Origin of the sequence: Pseudomonas sp. GV105 (assembly GCF_003058185.1) — a bacterium.
Classification (GTDB): Bacteria; Pseudomonadota; Gammaproteobacteria; order Pseudomonadales; family Pseudomonadaceae; genus Aquipseudomonas; species Aquipseudomonas veronii.
Genome location: NZ_QBUF01000007.1, coordinates 187,133 through 208,600, shown reverse-complemented (window position 1 = coordinate 208,600; position 21,468 = coordinate 187,133). Strand labels below are relative to the sequence as shown.

At 54.7% G+C, this 21,468-nt stretch carries 23 protein-coding genes, 1 tRNA gene and 1 pseudogene; 7 read left to right on the top strand and 18 right to left on the bottom strand.

Annotated features, from left to right (window positions below):
* Positions 1-165 precede the first annotated feature (165 nt).
* Positions 166-1,014 (top strand): carboxylating nicotinate-nucleotide diphosphorylase, encoded by an 849-nt coding sequence (gene nadC, locus C8K66_RS15715; RefSeq protein WP_046384727.1) that lies wholly within the window; start codon positions 166-168, stop codon positions 1,012-1,014.
* Between the two features lie 42 nt (positions 1,015-1,056).
* Here nadC and C8K66_RS15710 read toward each other — a convergent pair whose 3' ends face one another.
* Positions 1,057-1,362: a DUF6388 family protein gene (locus C8K66_RS15710; protein WP_017845466.1), complete on the bottom strand. Its 306-nt coding sequence runs from the start codon at positions 1,360-1,362 to the stop codon at positions 1,057-1,059.
* Between the two features lie 323 nt (positions 1,363-1,685).
* Here C8K66_RS15710 and C8K66_RS30620 point away from each other — a divergent pair, with 323 nt between their 5' ends.
* A complete protein-coding gene (locus tag C8K66_RS30620) occupies positions 1,686-1,937 on the top strand; it encodes a hypothetical protein (RefSeq protein ID WP_132849950.1) in 252 nt (83 codons plus the stop codon).
* A 128-nt stretch (positions 1,938-2,065) separates the two neighbouring features.
* Here the strand turns inward: C8K66_RS30620 and C8K66_RS15705 are convergent, their stop codons facing one another.
* From C8K66_RS15705 to tnpB, 3 genes and pseudogenes are all read right to left on the bottom strand, one after another.
* Positions 2,066-2,326 (bottom strand): DUF6429 family protein, encoded by a 261-nt coding sequence (locus C8K66_RS15705; RefSeq protein ID WP_108525338.1) that lies wholly within the window; start codon positions 2,324-2,326, stop codon positions 2,066-2,068.
* 67 nt (positions 2,327-2,393) lie between these two features.
* Positions 2,394-3,907, bottom strand: a pseudogene (locus C8K66_RS15700) (IS66 family transposase).
* Between the two features lie 18 nt (positions 3,908-3,925).
* Positions 3,926-4,285, bottom strand: a complete 360-nt coding sequence (gene tnpB, locus C8K66_RS15695; RefSeq protein WP_256590935.1) for an IS66 family insertion sequence element accessory protein TnpB — start codon at positions 4,283-4,285, stop codon at positions 3,926-3,928.
* A gap of 256 nt (positions 4,286-4,541) precedes the next feature.
* On the opposite strand from tnpB, the gene C8K66_RS15690 reads away from it, so the two are divergent.
* The gene (locus tag C8K66_RS15690) at positions 4,542-5,051 is read left to right on the top strand and encodes a hypothetical protein (protein ID WP_108525336.1); all 510 of its coding nucleotides are present in this window, start codon (positions 4,542-4,544) and stop codon (positions 5,049-5,051) included.
* A gap of 122 nt (positions 5,052-5,173) precedes the next feature.
* Here C8K66_RS15690 and C8K66_RS15685 read toward each other — a convergent pair whose 3' ends face one another.
* The 10 genes from C8K66_RS15685 to C8K66_RS15635 form a co-directional block, all read right to left on the bottom strand.
* Complete coding sequence (locus C8K66_RS15685; RefSeq protein ID WP_108525333.1) at positions 5,174-6,277, bottom strand: DNA cytosine methyltransferase; 1,104 nt, start codon at positions 6,275-6,277, stop codon at positions 5,174-5,176.
* A 99-nt stretch (positions 6,278-6,376) separates the two neighbouring features.
* The gene (locus C8K66_RS30615) at positions 6,377-7,357 is read right to left on the bottom strand and encodes an O-methyltransferase (RefSeq protein WP_132849949.1); all 981 of its coding nucleotides are present in this window, start codon (positions 7,355-7,357) and stop codon (positions 6,377-6,379) included.
* Positions 7,357-8,748: an ATP-binding protein gene (locus C8K66_RS15680; protein WP_108525331.1), complete on the bottom strand. Its 1,392-nt coding sequence runs from the start codon at positions 8,746-8,748 to the stop codon at positions 7,357-7,359. Before C8K66_RS15680 ends, C8K66_RS30615 begins: the two co-directional genes overlap by 1 nt.
* Positions 8,749-9,720: 972 nt before the next feature.
* On the bottom strand, positions 9,721-11,289 hold the full coding sequence (locus tag C8K66_RS15665; RefSeq protein ID WP_108525327.1) for an anti-phage dCTP deaminase: 1,569 nt from the start codon (positions 11,287-11,289) through the stop codon (positions 9,721-9,723).
* 175 nt (positions 11,290-11,464) lie between these two features.
* On the bottom strand, positions 11,465-11,632 hold the full coding sequence (locus C8K66_RS15660; RefSeq protein ID WP_256590933.1) for an antitoxin VbhA family protein: 168 nt from the start codon (positions 11,630-11,632) through the stop codon (positions 11,465-11,467).
* A gap of 546 nt (positions 11,633-12,178) precedes the next feature.
* Entirely contained in the window at positions 12,179-13,096 is a 918-nt protein-coding gene (locus C8K66_RS15655; protein WP_108525323.1) for a replication initiator protein A, read from the bottom strand.
* Positions 13,093-13,395, bottom strand: a complete 303-nt coding sequence (locus C8K66_RS31645; protein ID WP_108525321.1) for a helix-turn-helix domain-containing protein — start codon at positions 13,393-13,395, stop codon at positions 13,093-13,095. Before C8K66_RS31645 ends, C8K66_RS15655 begins: the two co-directional genes overlap by 4 nt.
* A gap of 524 nt (positions 13,396-13,919) precedes the next feature.
* Positions 13,920-13,995, bottom strand: a tRNA-Thr gene (locus tag C8K66_RS15645).
* Positions 13,996-14,034: 39 nt separating this feature from the next.
* Entirely contained in the window at positions 14,035-15,444 is a 1,410-nt protein-coding gene (locus tag C8K66_RS15640) for an O-antigen ligase (protein ID WP_108525319.1), read from the bottom strand.
* 35 nt (positions 15,445-15,479) lie between these two features.
* On the bottom strand, positions 15,480-15,893 hold the full coding sequence (locus C8K66_RS15635) for a pilin (protein ID WP_017845468.1): 414 nt from the start codon (positions 15,891-15,893) through the stop codon (positions 15,480-15,482).
* Positions 15,894-16,094: 201 nt separating this feature from the next.
* Between C8K66_RS15635 and C8K66_RS15630 the strand changes: the two genes are divergently transcribed.
* The 4 genes from C8K66_RS15630 to yacG are packed head-to-tail and all read left to right on the top strand — an operon-like array spanning position 16,095 to position 18,983.
* On the top strand, positions 16,095-17,303 hold the full coding sequence (locus tag C8K66_RS15630; RefSeq protein WP_108525317.1) for a type II secretion system F family protein: 1,209 nt from the start codon (positions 16,095-16,097) through the stop codon (positions 17,301-17,303).
* On the top strand, positions 17,300-18,166 hold the full coding sequence (locus C8K66_RS15625) for an A24 family peptidase (RefSeq protein WP_046384730.1): 867 nt from the start codon (positions 17,300-17,302) through the stop codon (positions 18,164-18,166). Before C8K66_RS15630 ends, C8K66_RS15625 begins: the two co-directional genes overlap by 4 nt.
* Positions 18,163-18,786 carry a dephospho-CoA kinase gene (gene coaE / locus C8K66_RS15620; protein WP_046384731.1) on the top strand — a complete coding sequence of 208 codons (624 nt, stop codon included), beginning with the start codon at positions 18,163-18,165 and terminating at the stop codon, positions 18,784-18,786. Before C8K66_RS15625 ends, coaE begins: the two co-directional genes overlap by 4 nt.
* Positions 18,783-18,983, top strand: coding sequence for a DNA gyrase inhibitor YacG (yacG, locus tag C8K66_RS15615; protein ID WP_017845472.1), 201 nt, complete (start codon positions 18,783-18,785; stop codon positions 18,981-18,983). Before coaE ends, yacG begins: the two co-directional genes overlap by 4 nt.
* Here the strand turns inward: yacG and C8K66_RS15610 are convergent.
* The 4 genes from C8K66_RS15610 to C8K66_RS15595 all read right to left on the bottom strand — a co-directional run bounded on the left by C8K66_RS15610 (position 18,980) and on the right by C8K66_RS15595 (position 21,347).
* Complete coding sequence (locus tag C8K66_RS15610) at positions 18,980-19,195, bottom strand: hypothetical protein (protein ID WP_003171680.1); 216 nt, start codon at positions 19,193-19,195, stop codon at positions 18,980-18,982. The two genes, yacG and C8K66_RS15610, sit on opposite strands and share 4 nt — an antisense overlap.
* Before the next feature lie 76 nt (positions 19,196-19,271).
* A complete protein-coding gene (locus C8K66_RS15605; RefSeq protein ID WP_046384732.1) occupies positions 19,272-19,961 on the bottom strand; it encodes an energy-coupling factor ABC transporter permease in 690 nt (229 codons plus the stop codon).
* On the bottom strand, positions 19,958-20,425 hold the full coding sequence (locus tag C8K66_RS15600) for a hypothetical protein (protein ID WP_057005137.1): 468 nt from the start codon (positions 20,423-20,425) through the stop codon (positions 19,958-19,960). Before C8K66_RS15600 ends, C8K66_RS15605 begins: the two co-directional genes overlap by 4 nt.
* Positions 20,426-20,597: 172 nt before the next feature.
* Positions 20,598-21,347: a hydroxypyruvate isomerase family protein gene (locus C8K66_RS15595; protein ID WP_108525315.1), complete on the bottom strand. Its 750-nt coding sequence runs from the start codon at positions 21,345-21,347 to the stop codon at positions 20,598-20,600.
* Positions 21,348-21,468 lie beyond the last annotated feature (121 nt).

The window sequence follows — 21,468 nt, the reverse complement described above, 5'->3', positions numbered from 1 at the left end:
CACCAGGACGTCAAAGCTATGACGCCAATTGCAAGGCGCGAGATTATCTTGCAAATGGGGGTCGTTGCGCCAGCGAACTCTGTCATAGCGCTGTAAATGAGCACGCCACTGGGTTCAAACGCGCACAGCCCCTATAATCGGCGCACTTTGTTTGTGGAGCCTGTTATGCCGAATCTCCGTCTTGCCGACCTCACCGCCGAAATCGAAGCCAACGTGCGCCGCGCACTGCGCGAAGACATCGGCAGCGGCGACATCACCGCGCAATTGATCCCGGCCGAACGGCTGGCCAAGGCCACGATCATCACCCGCGATGCGGCCGTTATCGCTGGCACGGCCTGGGTGGACGCGGTGTTCCGCCAACTGGACCCGCGGGTCGCGGTGCATTGGCTGGTGGCCGACGGTGAACGCGTCAGCCCCAACCAGGCACTGTTCCACCTCGAAGGCCCGGCACGTTCGCTGCTCAGCGGCGAACGCAGCGCGCTGAATTTCCTGCAGATGCTCTCCGGCGTCGCCACACGCGCCCAGTACCTGGCGGATAGCGTCGCGAGCACCCAGGTCAAGTTGCTCGACACGCGCAAGACGCTGCCGGGCCTGCGTCTGGCGCAGAAATACGCCGTGACCTGTGGCGGTTGCCACAACCATCGCATCGGTTTGTATGACGCGTTCCTGATCAAGGAAAACCATATCGCCGCCTGTGGCGGTATCGCCCAGGCGATTTCGGCCGCGCACAAGATCGCCCCGGGCAAACCGGTGGAAGTCGAAGTGGAAAGCCTGGACGAATTGCGCGAAGCGTTGGCGGCGGGCGCCGATATCATCATGCTCGACGAACTGAGCCTGGATGACATGCGTGAAGCCGTGCGCCTGAACGGCGGCAAAGCCAAGCTGGAAGCCAGCGGCGGGATCAACGAAAAAACCCTGCTGCCCATCGCTGAAACCGGGGTGGACTACATCTCCATCGGCGCGATGACCAAGGATGTGAAAGCGGTGGACCTGTCGATGCGCCTCAGTATCTGAAGCCGTTGCAGGAGCCGGGTTGCCGGCTCCTGCAACAGCGGTTCAGACCACCAGGTTATTCATCTCGCAATACTCTTCCCATTCGACACCGAGCACTTCAGCCGCCTCTTGGTGCAAGGCCAGCCGTGCGGCTTCGAACTCGTCCGCTGACGAGGTGTACTTGAGGCTCAGCTCCCATGGCTGGAGGCCCTGGCTCTCGGCCTCGTCCTCGAATGCCCACTGGATCTGGTCGCGCTGATCGTCAGCGCTCAGGTCCTTGATCTCTTCTTTAAGCTGCGGCGATTCCCCGAGGTATTTGTCGAGGGCTGCTTGGTGCCGAACTTCCTGGGTCATTTCAGTCGTGGTCATGTTGTTCTCTTAGATCGAGGAATGGGGATGCATCTGGGTCATCAAGGTTGCGCAGATACAAAAGAGCGGGCACGAATGCCGACTCGCCTGGCCTTCAGAACCATTCTGGGATCATCTGAAAACGGTGTTGCTTTGGTGCCCGAGACAGGAATCGAACCTGCGACCTTCGCGTTACGAGTGCCTGAACTCGACATTTCATGGAATCTTAGTAGCCTAGTCTACAAGCACTTTGTAGGCAACTCAGCGTCGGAAGAAGACAGCACTTGGCTTTATTGTCCCAATTCTGTCCCACTGGTGGCTGAATTCATTGGGGAGAAAAAAGTATGGCTAGCTTCCGTAAACGCGGCGAACTGCAATGGCAGGCACGTGTTCGTCGCAGAGGCTACCCCGACCAGGTAAAAACATTCAATACTCGGGCCGATGCAGAAGAATGGGCCAGGGCCATTGAGCATCAAATAGATCGAGGGGCATTCGTCAGCCGCACTGAAGCTGAAGCTACCACGCTCTACGAAACGTTGAGCCGTTATGAGCGAGAGATCACCGCCCATAAAAAAGGAGAGGTAGCTGAGCGTTGAGTGCTGCGAATTTGGAAGGCCTGCGAGCTTGCCATGAGAACGATGCCGGCAATTGGCAGCTCTGATATCGCCAAGTTACGTGGTATGCGATCCATAAACCCCACCTACCATATGGCCGTGGTATGAAGTCAGGTATCCGAGTCGGATCCATGCTCCACTTGAGTTCTTACCCCAAACAATCGGTCGGCTATCTGTCGACCGCGCTCCAGCCCTTCAGCCGTCAACCAAATCGATTTGTTCTTGTTCATCGGATTGCTGATGAAACCATGTTCATGCAATCGGCTCATGGTCTCGAAGTCGAACCCTTTCCAAGCATTGCCGTTATCAAAACTGAAGGTTACCAACAGGGCAAGCATGGCTTCTTCAATCAGTTTATCGTCGTATTCCATGATCGTTGCTCCGCTCGTTCTTTAAACTCACCGTAAACCCTACCGGCCATCAAGATGGACAGCGCGTTTAACTATGCGATACCGGCGAGCAGTTCCAGGGCAGTAAAGCTTCGTAGTCCTCAACCGAAGAAGCTGTCGGCAGGCGCTCAAGTGCGTGGCGCAGCCACGCATAGGGCTCCTGGCCGTTGGCTTTAGCCGTCTCGACCAAACTGTAAAGTTGAGCACTGGTCGCTGCGCCTTTGGGCGTGTCGCTGAACAGCCAGTTCTTACGCCCGATAACGAAGGGCCTGATCGCACGCTCGGCGGCGTTGTTGTCGATCGGCAAGTAACCGGCTTCGGTGTAGCGAACCAACTTGATCCAGTTGCTGGCCAGGTAGCTGATGGCTTTGCCCAATGCATTTTGCGCCGTCACTTGTGGCTGGGTTTTCTCCAGCCATGTGTGCAACTGCGCCAACACCGGCAGGCTGTTTTGCTGTCGGCTTTCATGGCGATGTTCATCGCCGACTTCTTTTAAATCTCGCTCGATACCGTACAGCTTGTTGATCAGATTCAGGGCGATATCCGCACGCCCGGTTTTGCCCTTAGGCTGCACCTTTTGCGCCTCGACAAACTTGCGTCGCGCATGTGCCCAACAGCCTAAACGTTCGACACCGGATTGCGCGCGCAAGGCGTTATAACCAGCGTAATCATCGGTCATCAGGTAGCCGCGATAACCTTCGAGCAGGCGCGATTGGTCGAGTAGTCAAAAAGGATAACAGGCTGATCCGGCGGCCCGCCGGTTTGCACCCACATCCAGGATTGACTGGTCGGGTCTCGATCAGGCTCTTTCAGCACCTGCACGCGCGTTTCGTCGCAGTGGATGACGCGACTTTCCAGCAGTCGATCACGCATCAAGTTGAGCAAGGGTTGCAGGTGTTCGCCGCACTGGATAACCCAGCGTGCCAAGGTTTGTCGTGGAATATCGACGCCGTGGCGACCGAGTACTTTTTCGAAGCGATGCAGTGGCAGGCCATCGACATATTTGGTCGTCAGCAACATCGCCAAAACGCTGGTGTTAGCCATGCTCTTTTCGATCAGTTGCGCCGGTTTGTCGGCGGTGACCAGCGCGGTTTCATAGCCACGGCAGGCGTAGACCTTGCGCACATGTTTGATCACGCGGATTTGCATCGGCACGATCTCGAGCTGCTCGCTGATTTCCTCGCCAATGCTGTGTTTACGGCAACCGCAGGCACAGGTCAGCTCGTGATCGGGCAGTTCGTGAATGACTTCGATACGTGGAAGATCGGCGGGCAGAGGCTTGCGCTTGCCTCGTCGTTTGCTCGGCGCTACGACCTCTTCTTCAACCGTTTCGTCGACAGACTCGGCCACGCTTTCAGCTTCGTTGAACAAGGCCATTTGCGGGGTCGCGGGATCGGCTGTCTGCTCTGACTTGCGCCCGAAAAGGCGCTGACGCAACAGCGCGTTTTCTTCTTCAAGATGAACGATCTTGCCCTTATCCGACTCGCGCTCACTCAGCATTTGCTCAAGCAGTTGCTTGAGCAAAACAGGGTCGTCAGGAAGGTCTTTGGGCATGGAAATCATGCCGTGGATTATACCGAATCAGGCGACGAATCGAGGCGTCAAAACTTGATGCGGCCGGTTGCGCCACAAATCAAAACCGTCCAATAACCAGTTGAGCTCTTGAACCGTCAGCACGATGGCTTCATCCGAACAATCCGGCGACGTTTTGAAACGCTCGGACTCCAGGCGCTTCAGCCAAAGGCAAAAGCCGTTGCGTTCCCAATATAAAATCTTCACTCGGTTTCGAGGCTTGTTGAGGAAGACGAAAAGCACCGGATCAAACACCGCGACCTTGATGTCCAGTTCGACCAGAGCGGCGAGGCCGTCGATGGATTTTCGGAAGTCGACGGACTTGGGGTACAGATAGACTTTTTCGACTTTTGCGTCGGGACGCATCATGAGGTGCTGGCTCCGGAAAGAAATCGGGAGCACAGCATCGGGGATCAGGTGATGACTTTGAATGTGGAGTTCATGGAGCGCTTACTAAGGACTTAGCTAAGAGATTGGCATAATAGAAAACGCCTCCTTTCGAGGAACAACCTATGATCATGCCTAGGCTAAACGGTCCTAGCCATCTATGAGCGAGAGGCCTAGTAGGATATGAGATTTAAAGCAATAACAAACTCAACAGAAAGCGCTCTTCTTGGAGAAATATATGTATACGTCACATGCTAGGCGAGTACTAAGCGATGTGGAGGTTGTAAGAGAAAAACTCGAAATTGAAACTGAACGTGTCGAATGGCGTCTTCATTGGGTAACAGCCATAGTTCTAATACGCGCTGTGGGGCACGTTCTTACTAAAGTAGATGGTCATTTAGCACCTGCTGTTCGCATCTTAGCAAATGAACTGCACCAAAAATGGAAGACTGGCAGAGATGAGGATGAAATATTCCTGAATTTCATTGAGCAAGAGCGCAACAATATCCTCAAGGAGTATGAGTTTGGTATATCAGAGGGCCCAGTACCTATAGTAGCTGTTGTTAAAAACCAAAATACCGGCCTTTTATTTGAACAGCACGCCTTAATAGATGAAAATATTTATAGACCTATGGGAGGCGGTTTCTACGAAGGGGAGGATGGACGGACACTTTTGGATGAGGCGATATCTTGGTGGAAATATCAATTAGACTGGATCGACAAAAAAATGGAAGAGCAAATTTCCTGAGAAGAATAACGTTCTCTAATCTATAGCAGGGCGTTCCGGCCCCTACCGAGACCAGCATCACAGCGCAAATTAGAAAAGCAATGCAAAATACCTATTCCATTCACACTTTAATAAATAACAACTCAATAAACTTGCAAAACACTCTCAAGCTGATCATCAACAGCACTCTGCATGACAGATGGCTCTATAAATATTTTTATGTTGCGCAGCAGTACTTCTGCAATAATTGGAGAAACGCTATTGCCAATCATCCGGCAACTATGCCAGACAGTTGGATGAAAAACAAAGTCATCGGGAAATCCTTGAAGCCTTGCGCATTCCCGCGGAGTAATTACCCGATTCTCAACTGGATGTAATGGTCTAACCGCCTGATAAGAGCCTCGATCACTTCCGGTGCCCGCTCTCAACGTTGGGCACAACCCTTCCCAAGATAGCCGTTTATACTTACCTACCGGATCAACTCCACCTTGCGGGACCGACTCAAAGCGCCGCACAGTATCAACTTTGTGCGCAGTCAACTGGTGACTTGTAAAGATACCCGATGATGCACGCAATTTCTGAGCATAAGGAGAGACACCAGAGTTAACCCCATAGCTCCACAGGTCGACCGTTCCTTTCACGGAGTGTGATATTGCTAAATCTCCGATTGCTTCCTGAACATTAACTCTAGAAGCATCTGTTCGAACTAAATCCTCAAGACTAGGAAGGCGCATTTTCTGCTTATCGAAGCCAAACACAAAAACACGACGGCGTTTGGTCGGCGCTCCAAAGTCAGAGGCATCAAGAACTACTGGACCAACAATATGCCATTTGTTGCCTAGCGATGCGATAGCGGCCTCCAACAACGGTTTATTGTTCGGAAAAATTAAGCCCGGAACATTCTCCATCATGAAAAAAGCAGGTTTTACTGTGGCTACTATCCGAAAAAATTCTCCGAGTAAGTTGCGTCTAGGGTCGTCTGCCAGCCCCCTACCCATCCCGCTGAAGCCCTGACACGGCGGCCCCCCGATGACTCCGGCTACACCATTCGGAAGCAATGCTTTAAGGCGGCCAGATGTGAGGGAGGTGACATCAGCCTCCAAGAAAGGGACGGCTGGAAAATTTTGACCAAATGAGCTTGACAGGATTGGGTCGATATCAACCGCAAGCTCGGTTGTGAAACCTGCTTTTTTTGAGCCTAGGGTAAGGCCGCCGCAGCCGCTGAAGAGATCTAGAAGGGTCAGCATATAGTACATCCGTTATGATGACCGCATTGTACCCTAGCGGAGCGGCTTTGTCGATCGGCGGCGGGAGCGCCGCCCTAGCTCGTTCCTAAACTTACAAACTCATACCACGACTCTGGAGTACCAAGGAAACATCCGGTAAAAAGAGATGAAATTTCCCATTTCACTCCGAGCTGTGTCTTCGTTTTGTCCGACGTAGTATTGTAAATTTTCAATAATTTGCTCAGCGGAAGCTCCTGGCAACAACGACTCCACGTGCACTCGCTCTCTCAGCGAGAGTACCGGCACACTAATCGACTGAGGTTTTTGGGTGCAATCGCTGTAAAATGGCCAGCTACGAAGTCGAGTTTTTTCATAAAAACCATCCCGCTCATTCACATTAAGAAGCGTGCCACAGAATGTAAGCATCTGTTGTCCATCACTATAGACAAATGAAGCCAACGGCTCCAAAACTAAGCTGGAATCTCCCGCAAGACCATGCTTAGCGGCGTTAATTATTGATTTTAGAAGTAGCGCAGGATAATTTTTTGTATTTACGTCATTTGGTTGAATATTGGCCGGAGCATACTCGCCTAAACGAACAGTTGCTTCTTCAGCACGACATTTAAGGATATCCGCCTTCGCGTCCGCATGACCTAATGAAACAGGACTCGCATTTACGGTTATTTTGAATACATCCCCATGGCTAAGCTTTTCCACGAGCTGCTGAACTTCAGACAGCTGTTCGCTTATTTGAGTTGTTGCATAATCAAACCAAACGATTAGATTCTCGGTGCTGTCGAAATCATAGGACTCTAAAAATTCGGAACTGCTTTGATTACGCAAAGAAATGCAGGAAACCGGCTTATTAAATTTTTGTCTTGAGAAAACATTGTGATCCATCTCCAAAGACACCATATTGGAGATGCGCAGAGACGAATGAAGATGTTTGAAGTCTTCTAAAAACGGACCGCCAAATCCAATATACTGAAAATCTGAGACGTTGAAATACCTACCTATTCTCGATAGAAGATCAACGAAAAGGTTCCGCTCAATTGCTTTGTTCTGGCGAAGATGGTACGGAATGCTGCCTCCTGCACTCATTACTTCATCCCCTTGAGTATTTCGTCAAAGCAAAGACCTCCAATCTCTCCTGGAGCGTAATCAGGGTCGTCGAAGAAGCGCTCGCCAAGAGCTCTTATGTCGGAGAGGGGGCGTGAAAATCGAATAAACCGATATTCAATATTTTTTTCGGGGACAGGCAACACGGGTTTAAACTTGCTTCCTTTAATAGCGCTTTTCCGGTCTTGAGACCATTTGTCTTTAGGGACCATATCAGCAATACTTCTGGCAGTCGAAACCACAGCCGGAATCGCTAACTCAGGTCTATCCGGTGACGGAACTTTCCATTTGTTCGTATAACTGGTGAAAAGCTTCATACCCTCTCGCATGAATTCTTTTATCGAGAGGTATAGCTCAGAGTTTCCGTCAATACCGCGCTTCGTTGTAGTTATCGGAAGTTGCGCTGCGTCGTTGGCTTTGAAATTTACAACTCCTGCGATTGAGACAAATTGAGTATGGTATTGGGGCACGCCGGCTTCGCCCCAACCAGTGACTTTTGTTTTATCGGCATAGAGCACAACTCGATCATTACATATGATGGTCCACCCTGCTTGCTCGGTCGATGGCCGGCCTGCCAACGACTCCTCTTGCTCCTCATCTGTTGGTAAGTTCCTATAGAAACCTACGACTAATTCGATAGTGACGCCATTCAGCTCACCGGTGTACACATAGGGCGCTATGCCCTCTCCAGAGTCGAAAGATTTTTGACTTAAGATGAATGATGAGCCGATGGGGACGACCTTTTTCTCATTAACGTATACGTCAAAACCTTTAAGTATTATGTTGCCATAATATGCAGAGATAGACTTTATTAGATCATTTTCAAATGCAGTCTCATCAGAAAACAGTCGAGCCACTCCCGGATATAGGTTACTAACGGAGACAGTTACGCCTGTTTTTTTTGAGCCCCGCTCAATTTCGGAGATGGGAAGAACCCAAGTTGAATCGTCCTCAATCCATTCTGGGGAAATCGTGACGTTGTAAGAACATTCGTCTGTAAAGGAAGAAACTACCGCCTCGCGTCCCATTTTGAAGATAGCTCGCTTCATACCAATCCCGTAGACACCTACAGTGGGTATGTTCTTATCCGTCTCTCTATCAGGACGGCCTAAGCGAAATGCTCTTTCAAGCGCGACACCTTTGGGGATTCCTCCACAGTTGTCAGTTATTTCAAAACCGTCTTTGTTGAAGGTAATGCGTGCTTCATAGCCAGCGTACGGTTGAGCCTCCCCAAGAGACTCATTCCTTTCGCGCATTACCCCATCAATACAGTTGTCAAGAAGATCGAGCAAAGAGTCTTTTAGCTCGATGTCTCGCGTCAGCATTTCGACAAAAAACCGCTTAGCTGGATATGCCTTGACTTCGTCTGCCATAAAATCCTTTTCCTGAATTGAGAAAGCCACAGCATAGGATGGCATGTGGCTATGAAGCTCTGCATCATGTTTTTGCTACCCGCCCGCTCAGACGGCTCATTGAGAGGAGCACATTACGTACTGAATTGGCGAGTTGGCCGCCATTCTGGCTGATGCAGGTAGCGTGAATCGCCACTTCATAAGCAACCAGGAGCCATACGTAGATGGATCACCTAGCAACGCGAAACGGATTGGTTACCGGCTGCGGCTAAATTAGCTGCCAGCGTTCTAAGCTCGCGGCCATCGCATCGCTGACAACGTCTGTATGTTTTTCAATCAGACGACTGAGTGCTTCGATCCGCTAAATGGTTACCCAGTGAGTAGGATCTCAAAGCGTTTCTTTGATTCTTTCGCGTACCCAGCCTGGTGATATTTTTTTGGCTCAGGGTGGCCTTACGGCTACGCCTTGTCCTGCTCTGACCGATTAGGCTGTATGGCCCACGTGGTATCAAGGGTGAACTTCGCCCGCCCTCCTCACCCGGTCACCGGCAAGCCGGCGCTGCGGCTTCGAAAGGCGCCCTTGACACCATCTTTTAGCCGAGGGGCGGGAGTATCTGACAGCTGAAACAAAAAACCCTCTCTTGAAGAGAGGGTTCAGCACGTGTTCTTTCAGCAGATCCCCAATCGAGGATTTGTTGTATACAGCCAAATTTCAGCTTGAGCGCTAAAAAAACCGATATCGCTGGAGGATACGCTGAATTAGCTGTGCCTGGACGCCTGAAGATCGATCCTGTGGAAAGGCAAGAACGACACTTCTCGCCTGAACGTTGTCACGAGAAGCCCTGCTGCCCTCTGTATCGATTTGGCGGCAGCTAGTGCTTCCACTAAATTTCACATAGCTAGGTGGCTCAAAACAGAAGGATAGCTGCGCCATGGTTTCAGCTTCAGTCTTATCTTCTAACACGTCCATACAGAGCTCCTTCGCTTCAGGCCTTAAAGGCGGCGGGATTCTAGCCCCTTCACCACCAATCCCTCAAGAGTAGAGACCGCCTCCATTGAGATCCGTGCCACGGGTTCTGCGTCTCGGAGGATCATTCGTCCATCCTTTTTCCGACCAGCGGGATGGGCGGAGAAGAATTTCAAGAACCGAGCCGGTGCTACACCATCGAATGGAAGCACTCGAACCTTCGTCACATCGCTTTCATTCTCAGTTATAGCATCTTGGTGAAGCTTGGTGGCAAGGCTCTTACGGTAGGGCTCGAGAAAAATGACTTCTTTGATGCCAGCAGCTACCAAATGTCGCGCACAAGAATGACAAGGGTACGTGGTTACAAACAGCTTACCGTGCCGAATTTTCGCCCCTTCCGTTGCTCCGGCGTTGAGCAGCGCATGCATTTCGGCATGTACCGCTCTTGAAAACTCGATCAAACTCTTAAGTTGAGTCTTTCCTCTAATGACAGATAAAGCGTTTTCTTTTTTATCTAGCGAAATCAGATCAGCCTCGATCAATTTCTCCACTATATAATTGGATATCATCTTCTTTTCTTGATCATTAGAACAAACACCACCCCCCATATTCCAACACCGACGATCTTCGTCCGAATTTAATCCATCACCCTCAGTTTGATACAAACCACCAAACGCCTTTGGAACATCATTCCACCCTGTGGAAATCAAATCACCTTCTTCACTAGTTATTGCAGCGCCTACCTGCCTCGAAAGGCATGCTGAGTTCCTAGCCGCAGAGAAAGCCGCATACATGGCTCTTTCGTTTACTGTTGGAGTTGCTATTACAGTTCCCAACATCAGATCCAAAAAGCGCCGCACTCTGCTGAGCCGATGTGAATCGGTTGTCTTTTCTACGCGCAGAAAAAAATCAGACTGAGGAAACGTTTCTTCAACCCGCTGACCATGGTCGATCTCTTCGCCAGAATCACGATCTATTAGGTCATGAACTCTCTCACCCTTTAGGGCACCTTCGAGGCGCGCAATACGCATTTCAATAGGAGAATATACTCCTACGACATAAAGCATTTCGCCATATATAGATCTCAGTAACCGCAACTCATCAATGTGCTTTACAGAGTCGATGATATGACACCATTTCAATGTCACATTTGGAACCAACCCATCGTCACTATCGTCATTAAACAGGTCAGGGTGTTCCGCTTTTTTCTGAGCAGCCGCTTTGGCTTGCTCCGCCGCCCGTGCAACGCTTATTTTTCTTACCGCAAGCTTCGCAAGGACCTCGTTACCATGCTCCTTGCGCAAGTCATTTCCCGCTTCAATAAGCTCCTTTACTGAAGAGTCGGCGCCTAGACCAGTATGCTTTCTAATTTCTTCACTAAGTCTAATTATTTCTACGAACTCATATCCATAATCGGTACTCAAAAGCAGCTCTTTAAAGCTCTTAGCGACCTCATGCAGAGGCGTACCTAAGGGGCCACATAATGCAATAACCACCTGGGGTGTTAAGGTTCGTTCGATTGCTACTACATCGTCAAAACCGGTCCCCGTTTTGGCTCCAGTTACTACACGAAGTCCTGACTCTACGGCTGCCATGAGACACATCCTTTTGTAATTGCGTTGCTGAATAATGGCACACGGCCACAGAGTGGGATACCCCTTACAACGGATCACTATAATGGAAATTCTAATTCCGCAGCCTTAGGTATTCGCATCGCCAGCCTAGAACGATGTAGCGCGGAGAATAGTGACATTCAAATGATAATGCCATTCATTCAGAACCGCACTCAACGCGAATTTGCACAAATTCTTCCAGTTCAATTTCACCGTCTATAAAACGTTGTGCGTGCTTGGTGTCATGCTCGTTTAGCTCAAAACCTTCTAAGGCGACAGATGCGCGAGCGTAGGTAACAGCGCATTCCCGACGTTTACGCTCCATTGCACTTATCGGGGCTTTCGGTGAGAACGTAGGGGGCGCTACCATCAATCCTCTCAAGTTGTCTCAGCTATCCCGACAAATGTAGCAGAAGCCGGGTCAAGGGGTTGGTACGGCCCGCAGCGTAGCGAGGACCCGGCCCCTTGATGCGGGTGGAGCGGTCCAAGCTCACGTCTGCGGGCAGCCAAAGATAGCGAAGAGTCCGCCGGCTGTCCGCTGACGACAGAGGGCGACTCGTTCCCCTCGCTGGCGAGGGGCGGAGGGGAGTGGTCAAGCAGGAGAAAAAGTCCAGCCTCTCCAGTTTCAATGCTCGACTTTGACCCTGGGACGTTAAAAGCTTTTATATAAAGTTAATCCGCGCGCGCGCGTTACGGTATCTGTTCCCCCACCGCACCTGATTCAAAAGGGCATATCTATTCCTGATACCACGAAACGCGTCATTCTTAAACCACGTGCCAAACCACAGAAAGGCGTCCCTAAAACCACGTGTCTGTTCACATGGCGCAATTTTTCGTCAGTCCATTGAGCACGTGGTTTCAGGAATAGTGACTATTTTGGCAGCTTCCGTTTACGTTTCGGTGCCGTTCCTGCCAAGATATCCGTAATCTCAGCTTTAGCCCCCTTCGGTCCGCGAGAATAGAACGTTATCGAGTCTTGATGCTCATCCCAAACCATTCGATAGTCTGGAAGCGTGCTGCTTGCCGCAAGGCTTTTGATGTTCATTCGGAACTTGGCTAGCGTCGCGGAACTACCGCTTTTGACATGCAGTACCTGCAGCGTCACACGCCATTTCGGCTGCACGCCACAGTGCTTGCGAGCAAGTTCATATACCCTGCGGTCTATTGGTTTCCTAATGCGAAAGTAGTCGCGACTGAGGGTCAACACTTGCTTGTTTTGCACAGACCGATAGAGCCATTCCGGCAATGTCACCGATACGGCAACCATACGATTATCGTTTGAGTTGCGCTCGACGATGCGAAAGCTATCAATGAGACCGAATCCATTTCGTTCTCGTCGACCGGCAGTGGATATGTTCGTTACAACGGAGGTACCGCGAAGCCTCTCCAGCGCATCTCCAAGTCGAAGGTAGCTATCGCCGGATATGCCTCGATTCGTTGCCATAAGAAAGCTGTAAGCAGTGAAGTGGACGACACGACTCATATCGGCCCGTCCACGATTCGCGCCCTCTACAAGCTGGCTTATACAATAGATCCATACATCCTTGTCGTGAATCGTGGCGGCGCCCTTTGCTCCCGGTTGCACTTCCACAACGTGTCCATTTCGCTCGTAACGCCGGATACGTTTGTCGCCAGCCCTGAGGGCAAACAAAGAATGTTCCATGGAAACCAGATCGTCCTTCGGTGCACTCTCAAGGATATCTGCTACAAAGAAATCTCGTTGTTGAAACTGATCGGACAAAAGCCGGCTACCGACGTATTGCTGATCAGACCCGGAATCCAACGTCATAACTGCGCTCCAACCACACGGAGAGAAGCACGCACGTCCCCAGACTGACGAGCCATCTGCTCAACTTTGGTTGGACGACCACGGCGGGGTTTCTTTTTGCTTGGATGACTGGGATCAGCCAAGAATTGCTGATCAATAAATTGCGCAACGTCGATTAAACGAAAAACACGCTTGCGACCAATTTTGAAGGAAGGAATGCGATAGCGCCCCTGGCTGACCAAATTACGAATGGTCTGAGGCTGCTCACTAGTGATTTCGCTGACCTGCTCAACGGTAAGCGTCGGCGGATAGCTTTCGATCCCCTATCTCACCTTTGGGGTGGCTCAACTGCCGCGTTAGCGTCCAGTGATCCCTGAGTGGTTGAATCCGCGGCAGCTTAGCTTTCTTGGGACACCCATTGGGCAGCATGGGCGGATTAATCGCCCGTCCGGAAAGCGCCAGAACATTCACAGTCCTAGCCTCCCACTCATCCTGGATCACATTCGAGGTTGAGTACCTCGAAAGGTATCGAGCCTAAGCTCAATATCCCGGATCATAAGCCACGTTACCGATAACGCCAAATGGTATAGCCCCGTCAGTTAACGTGAGCGCTGATTGACGAAGCCGGATCGATCAGGAGGATCCATGACAGATTTGTCCCACCGAGGCACAAATTTTTATGGGATTTGCGCATATATCTAGATGTACTTCGGTTTACCAAAACTCTCCGATCACACCTACTCACTGACTTACAAAATTTATGAAAGCTCAATGAAAACTGATACATAAAAGCAAAAAGGCCCTGGAACGGACACCATTCCAAGGCCTTAACATATTTTGTTCCTGGTGCCCGAGACAGGAATCGAACCTGCGACCTTCGCGTTACGAGTGCGCTGCTCTACCGGCTGAGCTACACGGGCGGTGGGCTAAAGCTAGCACCGCATCGGGCGTCCGGCAACTCACTGACGTCGCAGGGCAATCACCCCTTGGGCCCAGAAGCGCGGCTGCAGGTGTTGGTTGCCACCTTCAAGATAGTCTTGCTGGGCTTGCTCGATGTGCGGGGCATCACGCATCACGACCCACACCAGCAGGCCAACGGACAGCACCGCCGCCACCCGCCACCCTGCCCAGGCCCACGGCAGCGACGCGCCAGGAGCGGCGCGCCACACGTGCAGCGCCATCAACCAGCCCACCACCAGCGCCAACCAGACCTGCGAGTTGGGCATCACGATGACGCCGTCGACCATCGCTTGCGTAAGCGCGCCCAGCAATGCCGCGAACAGGCACCCGCGCAGCAAGTCCACGCGCGCTGTAGAACAAGCCCGCGCCCGCAACACGCGGAGGGTGGCCCAGCCACCGCGCCACGCCAAGGCAGCCACGCACAAGGCCGAGGGAACGCCCCACTCGCTGGCCCATTGCAGGATTGCCTGGTGCGGGTGCGCGGCGATCGGGTTGGCGATATCCGCGAAATGCATCGGCCCGAACCCCAGCCACGGACGCTCGACGATCATGTGCCAGGCCTGCCACCAGATCGGGCCACGCCCCGACAGCGAAGTGGTGAGGCGATCGCTGACGCCACTGCCGACCTCGACACCCAGCGCACCCGTCAACAGCGTGAACAACGCCGTATACAGCAACAAACCGCCGCACACCGCAGCCAATTGCCAGGCCAACCAGCGTCGCCCCCACGGCCCGAGCAGCGTCAACGCCACCCCGGCCACCGCCATGCCGAGCCAGGTGCCGCGGGTGCCGCCGCTGATCGCGATCAACCACCACACACACAGCAACGCAAACACCACGCCGCGCACGGAGCGGGAGACCTTGGGCATCAGCAAGGGCAGCGCCAGCAATGGCAGGGTGAAGGTCTGGAATTGACCGTAGAAGCGCTTGTTGGAAAACCCGGACAGCAACGCGTCCGGATCAAGAACCCGCGCGCCACTGGCGAAGGCGAGCGCGCCGGCATACAGGTATTGGATCGACTTGATCAGGCACAGCAGCACCACCATGAGGATCAGCACGCGGTCCAACGGCTCACCTGCATGACGGCGCAGCAGGGCAACCGCGACGGCGATCGCCCCACAACTGATGAACAGCGCGACCTCGGTGAAGGCCCAGAGCGGCTGATGGGCCAGTGCCGATGACACCAGGCCCAGCCCAACGATCAGCACCAGGCCCAGGACCGTCGGCCGGTCCACCAGACGCTCGACGGGAACGACCGTCAGCCCATACACCACCGCGCCCAGGCCCATGGCCACCTGCATTGCGCGCTGCCAGTCATGCCCGCTGAACGGTGCGCAGATACCCAGCGCGAGCAAGCACGCTGCAATCACCAGGAACGTCTTGTCGCGCTGCTGCGGGGATAACGACATCGGCCACCTTTACGTCCGTGCGCAGGGTTTGGCAGTCATGCCCCGTCGGCGCCACACCCTTTGGCGGCGTACTTGGCCTCTGCCGTCGTGGCGCATTTCCAGCCGGCGGTGGCGCTGCGCGTCAGGGTAATGGTCTTGCCCAGTACCGGTGCCGGGGCATCGAGGATTTCGCAACTGATGGAACCGGCGCCGGTGGCGACATCCCCTGCCACATCGATCTTGCAGTTGGCGGTCGGGCTGGTGCCACCGATCAATGCCACGGTTGGCACTGTGCCTTGGTTGAATACATCCTCGTAGCCGGCTTTCAACGCGGTGATTTCAGCCAGCCCGGCCGTGAACTTGGCCTTGGCCTGATGCGTGGTGTACATGGGCAAGCCAATGGTGGCCAAAATGCCGATGATTGCCACGACGATCAATAACTCGATCAAAGTAAAACCTTTCTGACGCATCACATTCCTCTCCAGAACAGAACCCATGACAAGGCGCGTCCTGCGCCCCGTATCGTGCAGCCGCGCCAGTGTACTCACCCGCGAGCGGCCAATCGCGTCCAAGACGCACAATCTGACATTTTATCGTTGAACGCCGAGCAATCCGAATCCGTCACCTGGCTACGCTATAAAGATTCGACGACCTGTGTGCGGAACAGAGACATGACCAACGCTGCCACGACATACGCTTGGGAAGGCATCAACCGCCAGGGACGCAGGGTGTCCGGGCAAACCGTCAGCCACGACCTCGCGCGGGTCAAGGCACAACTGCGCCAGCAAGGGATTTGCCCTGGCCGCGTGCGCAAACAATCCGCCGGCCTGCCAAGCCTCGCTGCGCCGATCAAACCGGCGGACATTGCCCTGTTCACCCGCCAACTGGCGACACTGCTGAAGGCCGGCATTGCGTTGCTGCAAGCCTTCGACGTGATCAGCGAAGGCTTCGACAACCGTCACATGTACAGGCTGGTAAAAGGCCTGAAACAGGAGATCGGCGCCGGGAATACCCTGGCGTCGGCCCTGCGCAAACAGCCGCGCTACTTCGATGACCTGTACTGCAACCTGGTGGCGGCGGGTGAGCAGGCCGGCGCCCTGGAAACCCTTCTGGAGCGGGTGGCGGATCACCTGGAAAAGAGCGAACGGCTCAAGGCCCGGATCAAGAAGGCCATGACCTACCCCATCGCGGTCATCGTGGTCGCCAGCCTTGTCAGCAGTCTCTTGCTGATCCATGTGGTGCCGCAATTCCAGAACCTGTTCGCCAGCGTGGACAGCGAGTTGCCCGGTTTTACTCTGTACGTGATTGCCTTGTCCGAGTTCCTGCAACAAGCCTGGTGGATGCTGGCGCTCAGCCTGGGCGCGGGAGGTCTGGGGTTGCGCCGGGCCTATCGCGTATCGCCCGGTTTTCGTCATTGGCTGGATGCCAGTTTGTTGAAAGCGCCCCTGGCAGGCACACTGCTGAAAAAGTCGGCGGTCGCCCGCTACGCGCGCACGCTTTCGACTACGTTCGCGGCCGGAGTGCCTTTGGTGCAGGCCCTGGATTCAGTGGCCGCCGCTGCCGGCAACCAGCTATTCAAACAGGCTATCGAACATATGCGTCACGATGTATCCACAGGCATGCCGCTGAATCGGGCCATGGCCGCCAGCGGCCTGTTCCCTGGCATGGCGATCCAGATGACGGCGATTGGTGAAGAATCCGGCACCCTGGAGCACATGCTGGAAAAAGTCGCGAGCCACTATGCGTCGGACGTCGACACGCTGGTCGACCAGCTCACCAGCCTGATGGAACCGCTGATCATGGTGGTGCTCGGCGGGATTGTCGGCGCTTTGGTAATCGCCCTGTACCTGCCGGTCTTCCAACTCGGTACGGCATTTTGAGCCTGCTGTTGAGCCAGCAGCCGTGGGCCTTTGTCGCCATGGCAATGGTGCTGGGCTTGATCGTGGGCAGTTTCCTCAACGTGCTGGTGTGGCGCCTGCCGAAAATGCTTGAACGGGAATGGCGCGCACAGGCCCATGAAGTGCTCGGTTTGCCCGGCGACCCCGTCGGGCCGAGATACAACCTGATGCAGCCCAATTCCTGCTGCCCGCACTGCAATCAGCCGATTCGGCCGTGGGAAAACATCCCGCTGCTCAGCTACCTGATGCTCCGGGGCCGCTGTGCCCATTGCCGCGAAGCGATCAGTGCGCGTTATCCCTTGACCGAACTGGCGTGCGGGTTGATCTCGGCCGTGGTGGCCTGGCATTTCGGCTTTGGCTGGCAAGCGGGCGCAGTGATGCTGTTGAGCTGGGGCTTGTTGGCGATGAGCCTGATCGACGTCGACCACCAACTGCTGCCCGATGTGCTGGTCCTGCCGCTGTTGTGGCTGGGGCTGATGCTTAACAGCGTCGAGCTGCTGGTGCCCCTGCCCGATGCACTGTGGGGTGCAGTGATCGGCTACATGAGCCTGTGGACGGTGTTCTGGCTGTTCAAGCTGGCCACCGGCAAGGACGGCATGGGCTACGGCGACTTCAAGTTGTTGGCGCTGCTCGGCGCCTGGGGTGGCTGGCAAATCCTGCCGATGACGCTGCTGATGTCATCGCTGGTGGGCGTGTGCGGCGGGCTGATCCTGCTGCGTCGGAGCAAGATCCAGGCGGCCACGCCGATGCCGTTTGGTCCCTATCTGGCAATTGCCGGCTGGATTGCCGTGCTCTGGGGTGGTCAAATAACCGACTTCTATTTGCAGTCTGTCGGTTTCAAATGACCACTCCTGTTGCAACACCCTGGATTCTTGGCCTTACGGGCGGCATCGGCAGCGGCAAGAGCGCCGCGGCCCAGCACTTCAGCGACCTCGGCGTAGACCTGGTAGACGCCGATCACGCCGCGCGCTGGGTGGTCGAACCCGGCCGGCCGGCGCTCGCCAGCATTGTCGAACACTTCGGTGCCGGCGTGCTGCAGCCCGACGGCCAGCTGGACCGCGCCGCATTGCGCAAGTTGATCTTTGAAGTGCCGCAAGAACGCCGCTGGCTGGAAGCCTTGCTGCACCCGTTGATTGGCGAAGAGATTCGCAACCACCTGGCGCGTGCGCGCTCGCCTTACGCGATCCTGGTGTCGCCGCTGCTGATCGAATCCGGCCAGCACAGCATGACCCAACGCATCCTGGTGATCGACGTGCCGCAATCCCTGCAGATTCAGCGTACCCTGCAGCGCGACGGCATCAGCGAACAACAGGTGCAGGCGATACTCAAGGCCCAGTCCAGCCGCGAAGAGCGCCTGAGCCATGCCGATGACGTGCTGGTCAATGACCGCGACCTCGCCTGGTTGCACAGCGAGGTCGAACGACTGCACCACTTTTACCTTACTTTGCGTGGAGGCCGATCATGAGCCAACCCTTGACCGTCGAATGCCCAACCTGCGGCGCACCCGTGGAATGGAAAGCGACCAACCTCAACCGGCCGTTCTGCTCGGACCGTTGCAAGCTCATCGACCTGGGTGCCTGGGCCGCTGAGGAACATAAGATCCCCGTGGCGCCGGACGCCGAAGACGAGCTGTTTTCCGAAGACCTGCCACCGCGCCATTAAGGCCGCATAAAGGCATATTCCTGCTGGTCGTCGAGGTTCTCTGCCAGGTATTGCAACTCGTCGGCCAGGTCTTCGAAACTGCGCACGCCCTTGCTCTGCTGCACCACCGCGCTGAGCATCGCGCGCAAGGTCAAGCCTGGATCAAAGCCGATTTCTTGTGCCGCATCCTGGCTTCTGCGCAACTCCTGACGTGCCCATTCATACACACTCATGATCCGTGCTCCCATCTTGCTCAGGAAAAGTTTCACAAAGCATGGGCCCGCCACGCTGGGCGCGATTTGATCTGAGTCAAGTCTGCGAATTGTCGTCTTTCCAGGGCGCCGAGAGGTAGCGCGTGCGGTTGAATGTCTCCAGCCATTCCGGGCAAAACACCACCAGGGCGCTGATGACCATGCCGTTGATGAAGGCCTCGGGGAAGATGATCAGCCACAGGTAACCGACAAAATCCTCCAGCCATTCCGGCATCGCGAAACGCCCGTCGAACCACAACACCCCCAGCCCGGCCAACAGGCAGAGCAACGCCGACAAAGCGGCGGCAAAAAAGCCGGAACAGAAGATGTAGACGAACGGATTGCGCGGTTGTGCCCGCTCGACAAGCACCGCGCAGGTTTCAGTGACCAGCACCGGCAGCACGACCAGCAGCAGGCCGTTGAGGCCCACGGCCGCCAGGTCCTGGCGACCCAGCAACAGCAAGCCCAACTGCGCGGCGAAACCGCCGACGATTGCCAGCGGCCAGTCAAGCAGCAGGGTTACGGCCGTCATGCCGATAAAGTGGTAGGAGACCCCGGTATCGAAGTCCCGCCTCACCAACCACAACATGAATAACGCGAACACGGTACCGAACAGCAAATGCTGGCGCCGCCGGTCAGCGAACAGCTCGACCCACGGCGAACGCATGATCGCCCACAACAGCACCGGCGCGTACAACAGCCAGCCGATGCCGAGGGTTCCCGGCGCCAGCACCGCGGCACTGATCACGGTTTCACCTGCTCCAGGGCCTCGCGCAGTTCAGCCGCAGAGCCGTACTCGTGGCGCGCTGTCAGCTTGCCGTTATTCAGTTGCAGCCACAGCACCTTATCCACAGGCGCGGGATAACGCGGAGCGATGCGTGCGTCCCGGTCCAGCATGACCCGGTAGTTGTAGGACTGCATGGCCGGCACCGCGAACAGCTTGGCGACCAGCCGAGGCATGCGCTGGATATCCGCGACAAACACCCCATGCCGTGCTTCGAGATAGCCTTTGGGCTGGCCTTGCAGGGCGGCGTCCACCAGCTTGGCGGCATCCATGCTGCGGGCCACCAACAGGACCTGTGCCTGGTCATCCAGGGTGTAGGCCTGATCGAACTGATCCAGCAGAGTCCAGGGCGCCACGCGCTCACCCACTTCAACCGCCTGGGCCCACACGGGCAACAGGCTCAACAACAGCACGGCGAAAAACTTCACTGCACACCTCATGCTTGGGAAAAAACCGAGTCGACAGTCTACACCGGGCTTTCTCCCTGGGACCTCCTGCAGTCTGAACGAATGCGGAAAAACCACAGCGCGGGCAGCAAGCGAACACTGAGCAATCAGGATGCTCTCGCCGCCCCTGGTTGCGCCTCCGACGCATCGCCAACTAAGCAGTGAACGGCTTGATCCAATCCAAGCTTTCAACCGTGACGCCGGTCGGGCGGTATTCACAGCCGATCCATCCCTGATAACCGCGCTGTTCTAATGTGGTGAACAGCGCGGAGAAATCCATGCTCCCCGTGCCCGGCTGATGACGCCCCGGACAGTCGGCGATTTGCACATGCACGGTTCGTTCGTAAAACCGCGCCAGGACATCCGCCGCGTCTCCAGTCAGGCGCTGAGCGTGGTACAGATCAAGAATCAGCCCGACACTCGGGAACGTCTCCAGAACGTGCTGCGCCTTGCTGAAGTCGGACATGTAATAGCCCGGCATTTCCTGCGCGCAGATGACTTCGATCAATGGCCGCAAACCCTGGTCTTCAAAATACTTGACGGTGTATTCCAGGTTGCTCTCGTAGATGAGCGCCGCGTCATCCCGAGTGGTAATGCCCGACATGATGTGGACGTCCGAACAGCCCAGCGCCTTTGCATAGTTGGCGGCCTGGAGCAAGCCACTGCGAAAATCGCCTTCCTTGCCATGCAAGGCCGCGATGCCTTTGGTCAGGCCCGCCGGAGCGGAAAATTGAATCAACGGCAAGTTGTGTTGAGCCAAATGATCTGCAAGCAGACTTGCGTCGAACTCATAAGGCGACGGGAACTCAACCGCACGAAAACCAGCGGCGGCGGCGGCTTCGATGCGTTGCAGGAATGGCAATTCATTGAATTGAAAGCCAAGGTGAGCGTTGAATTTCAGCATAAGGCAGGTATCCGTCCAGGAAAGGAGCTTTAAAAAGTTGTTCCACAAGTTCCTGCGTCTTCGGCGCAGATACTCGGCACTGCCGGGTATGGTATTTTCCCACCCCAGTTCGATGTGGCCC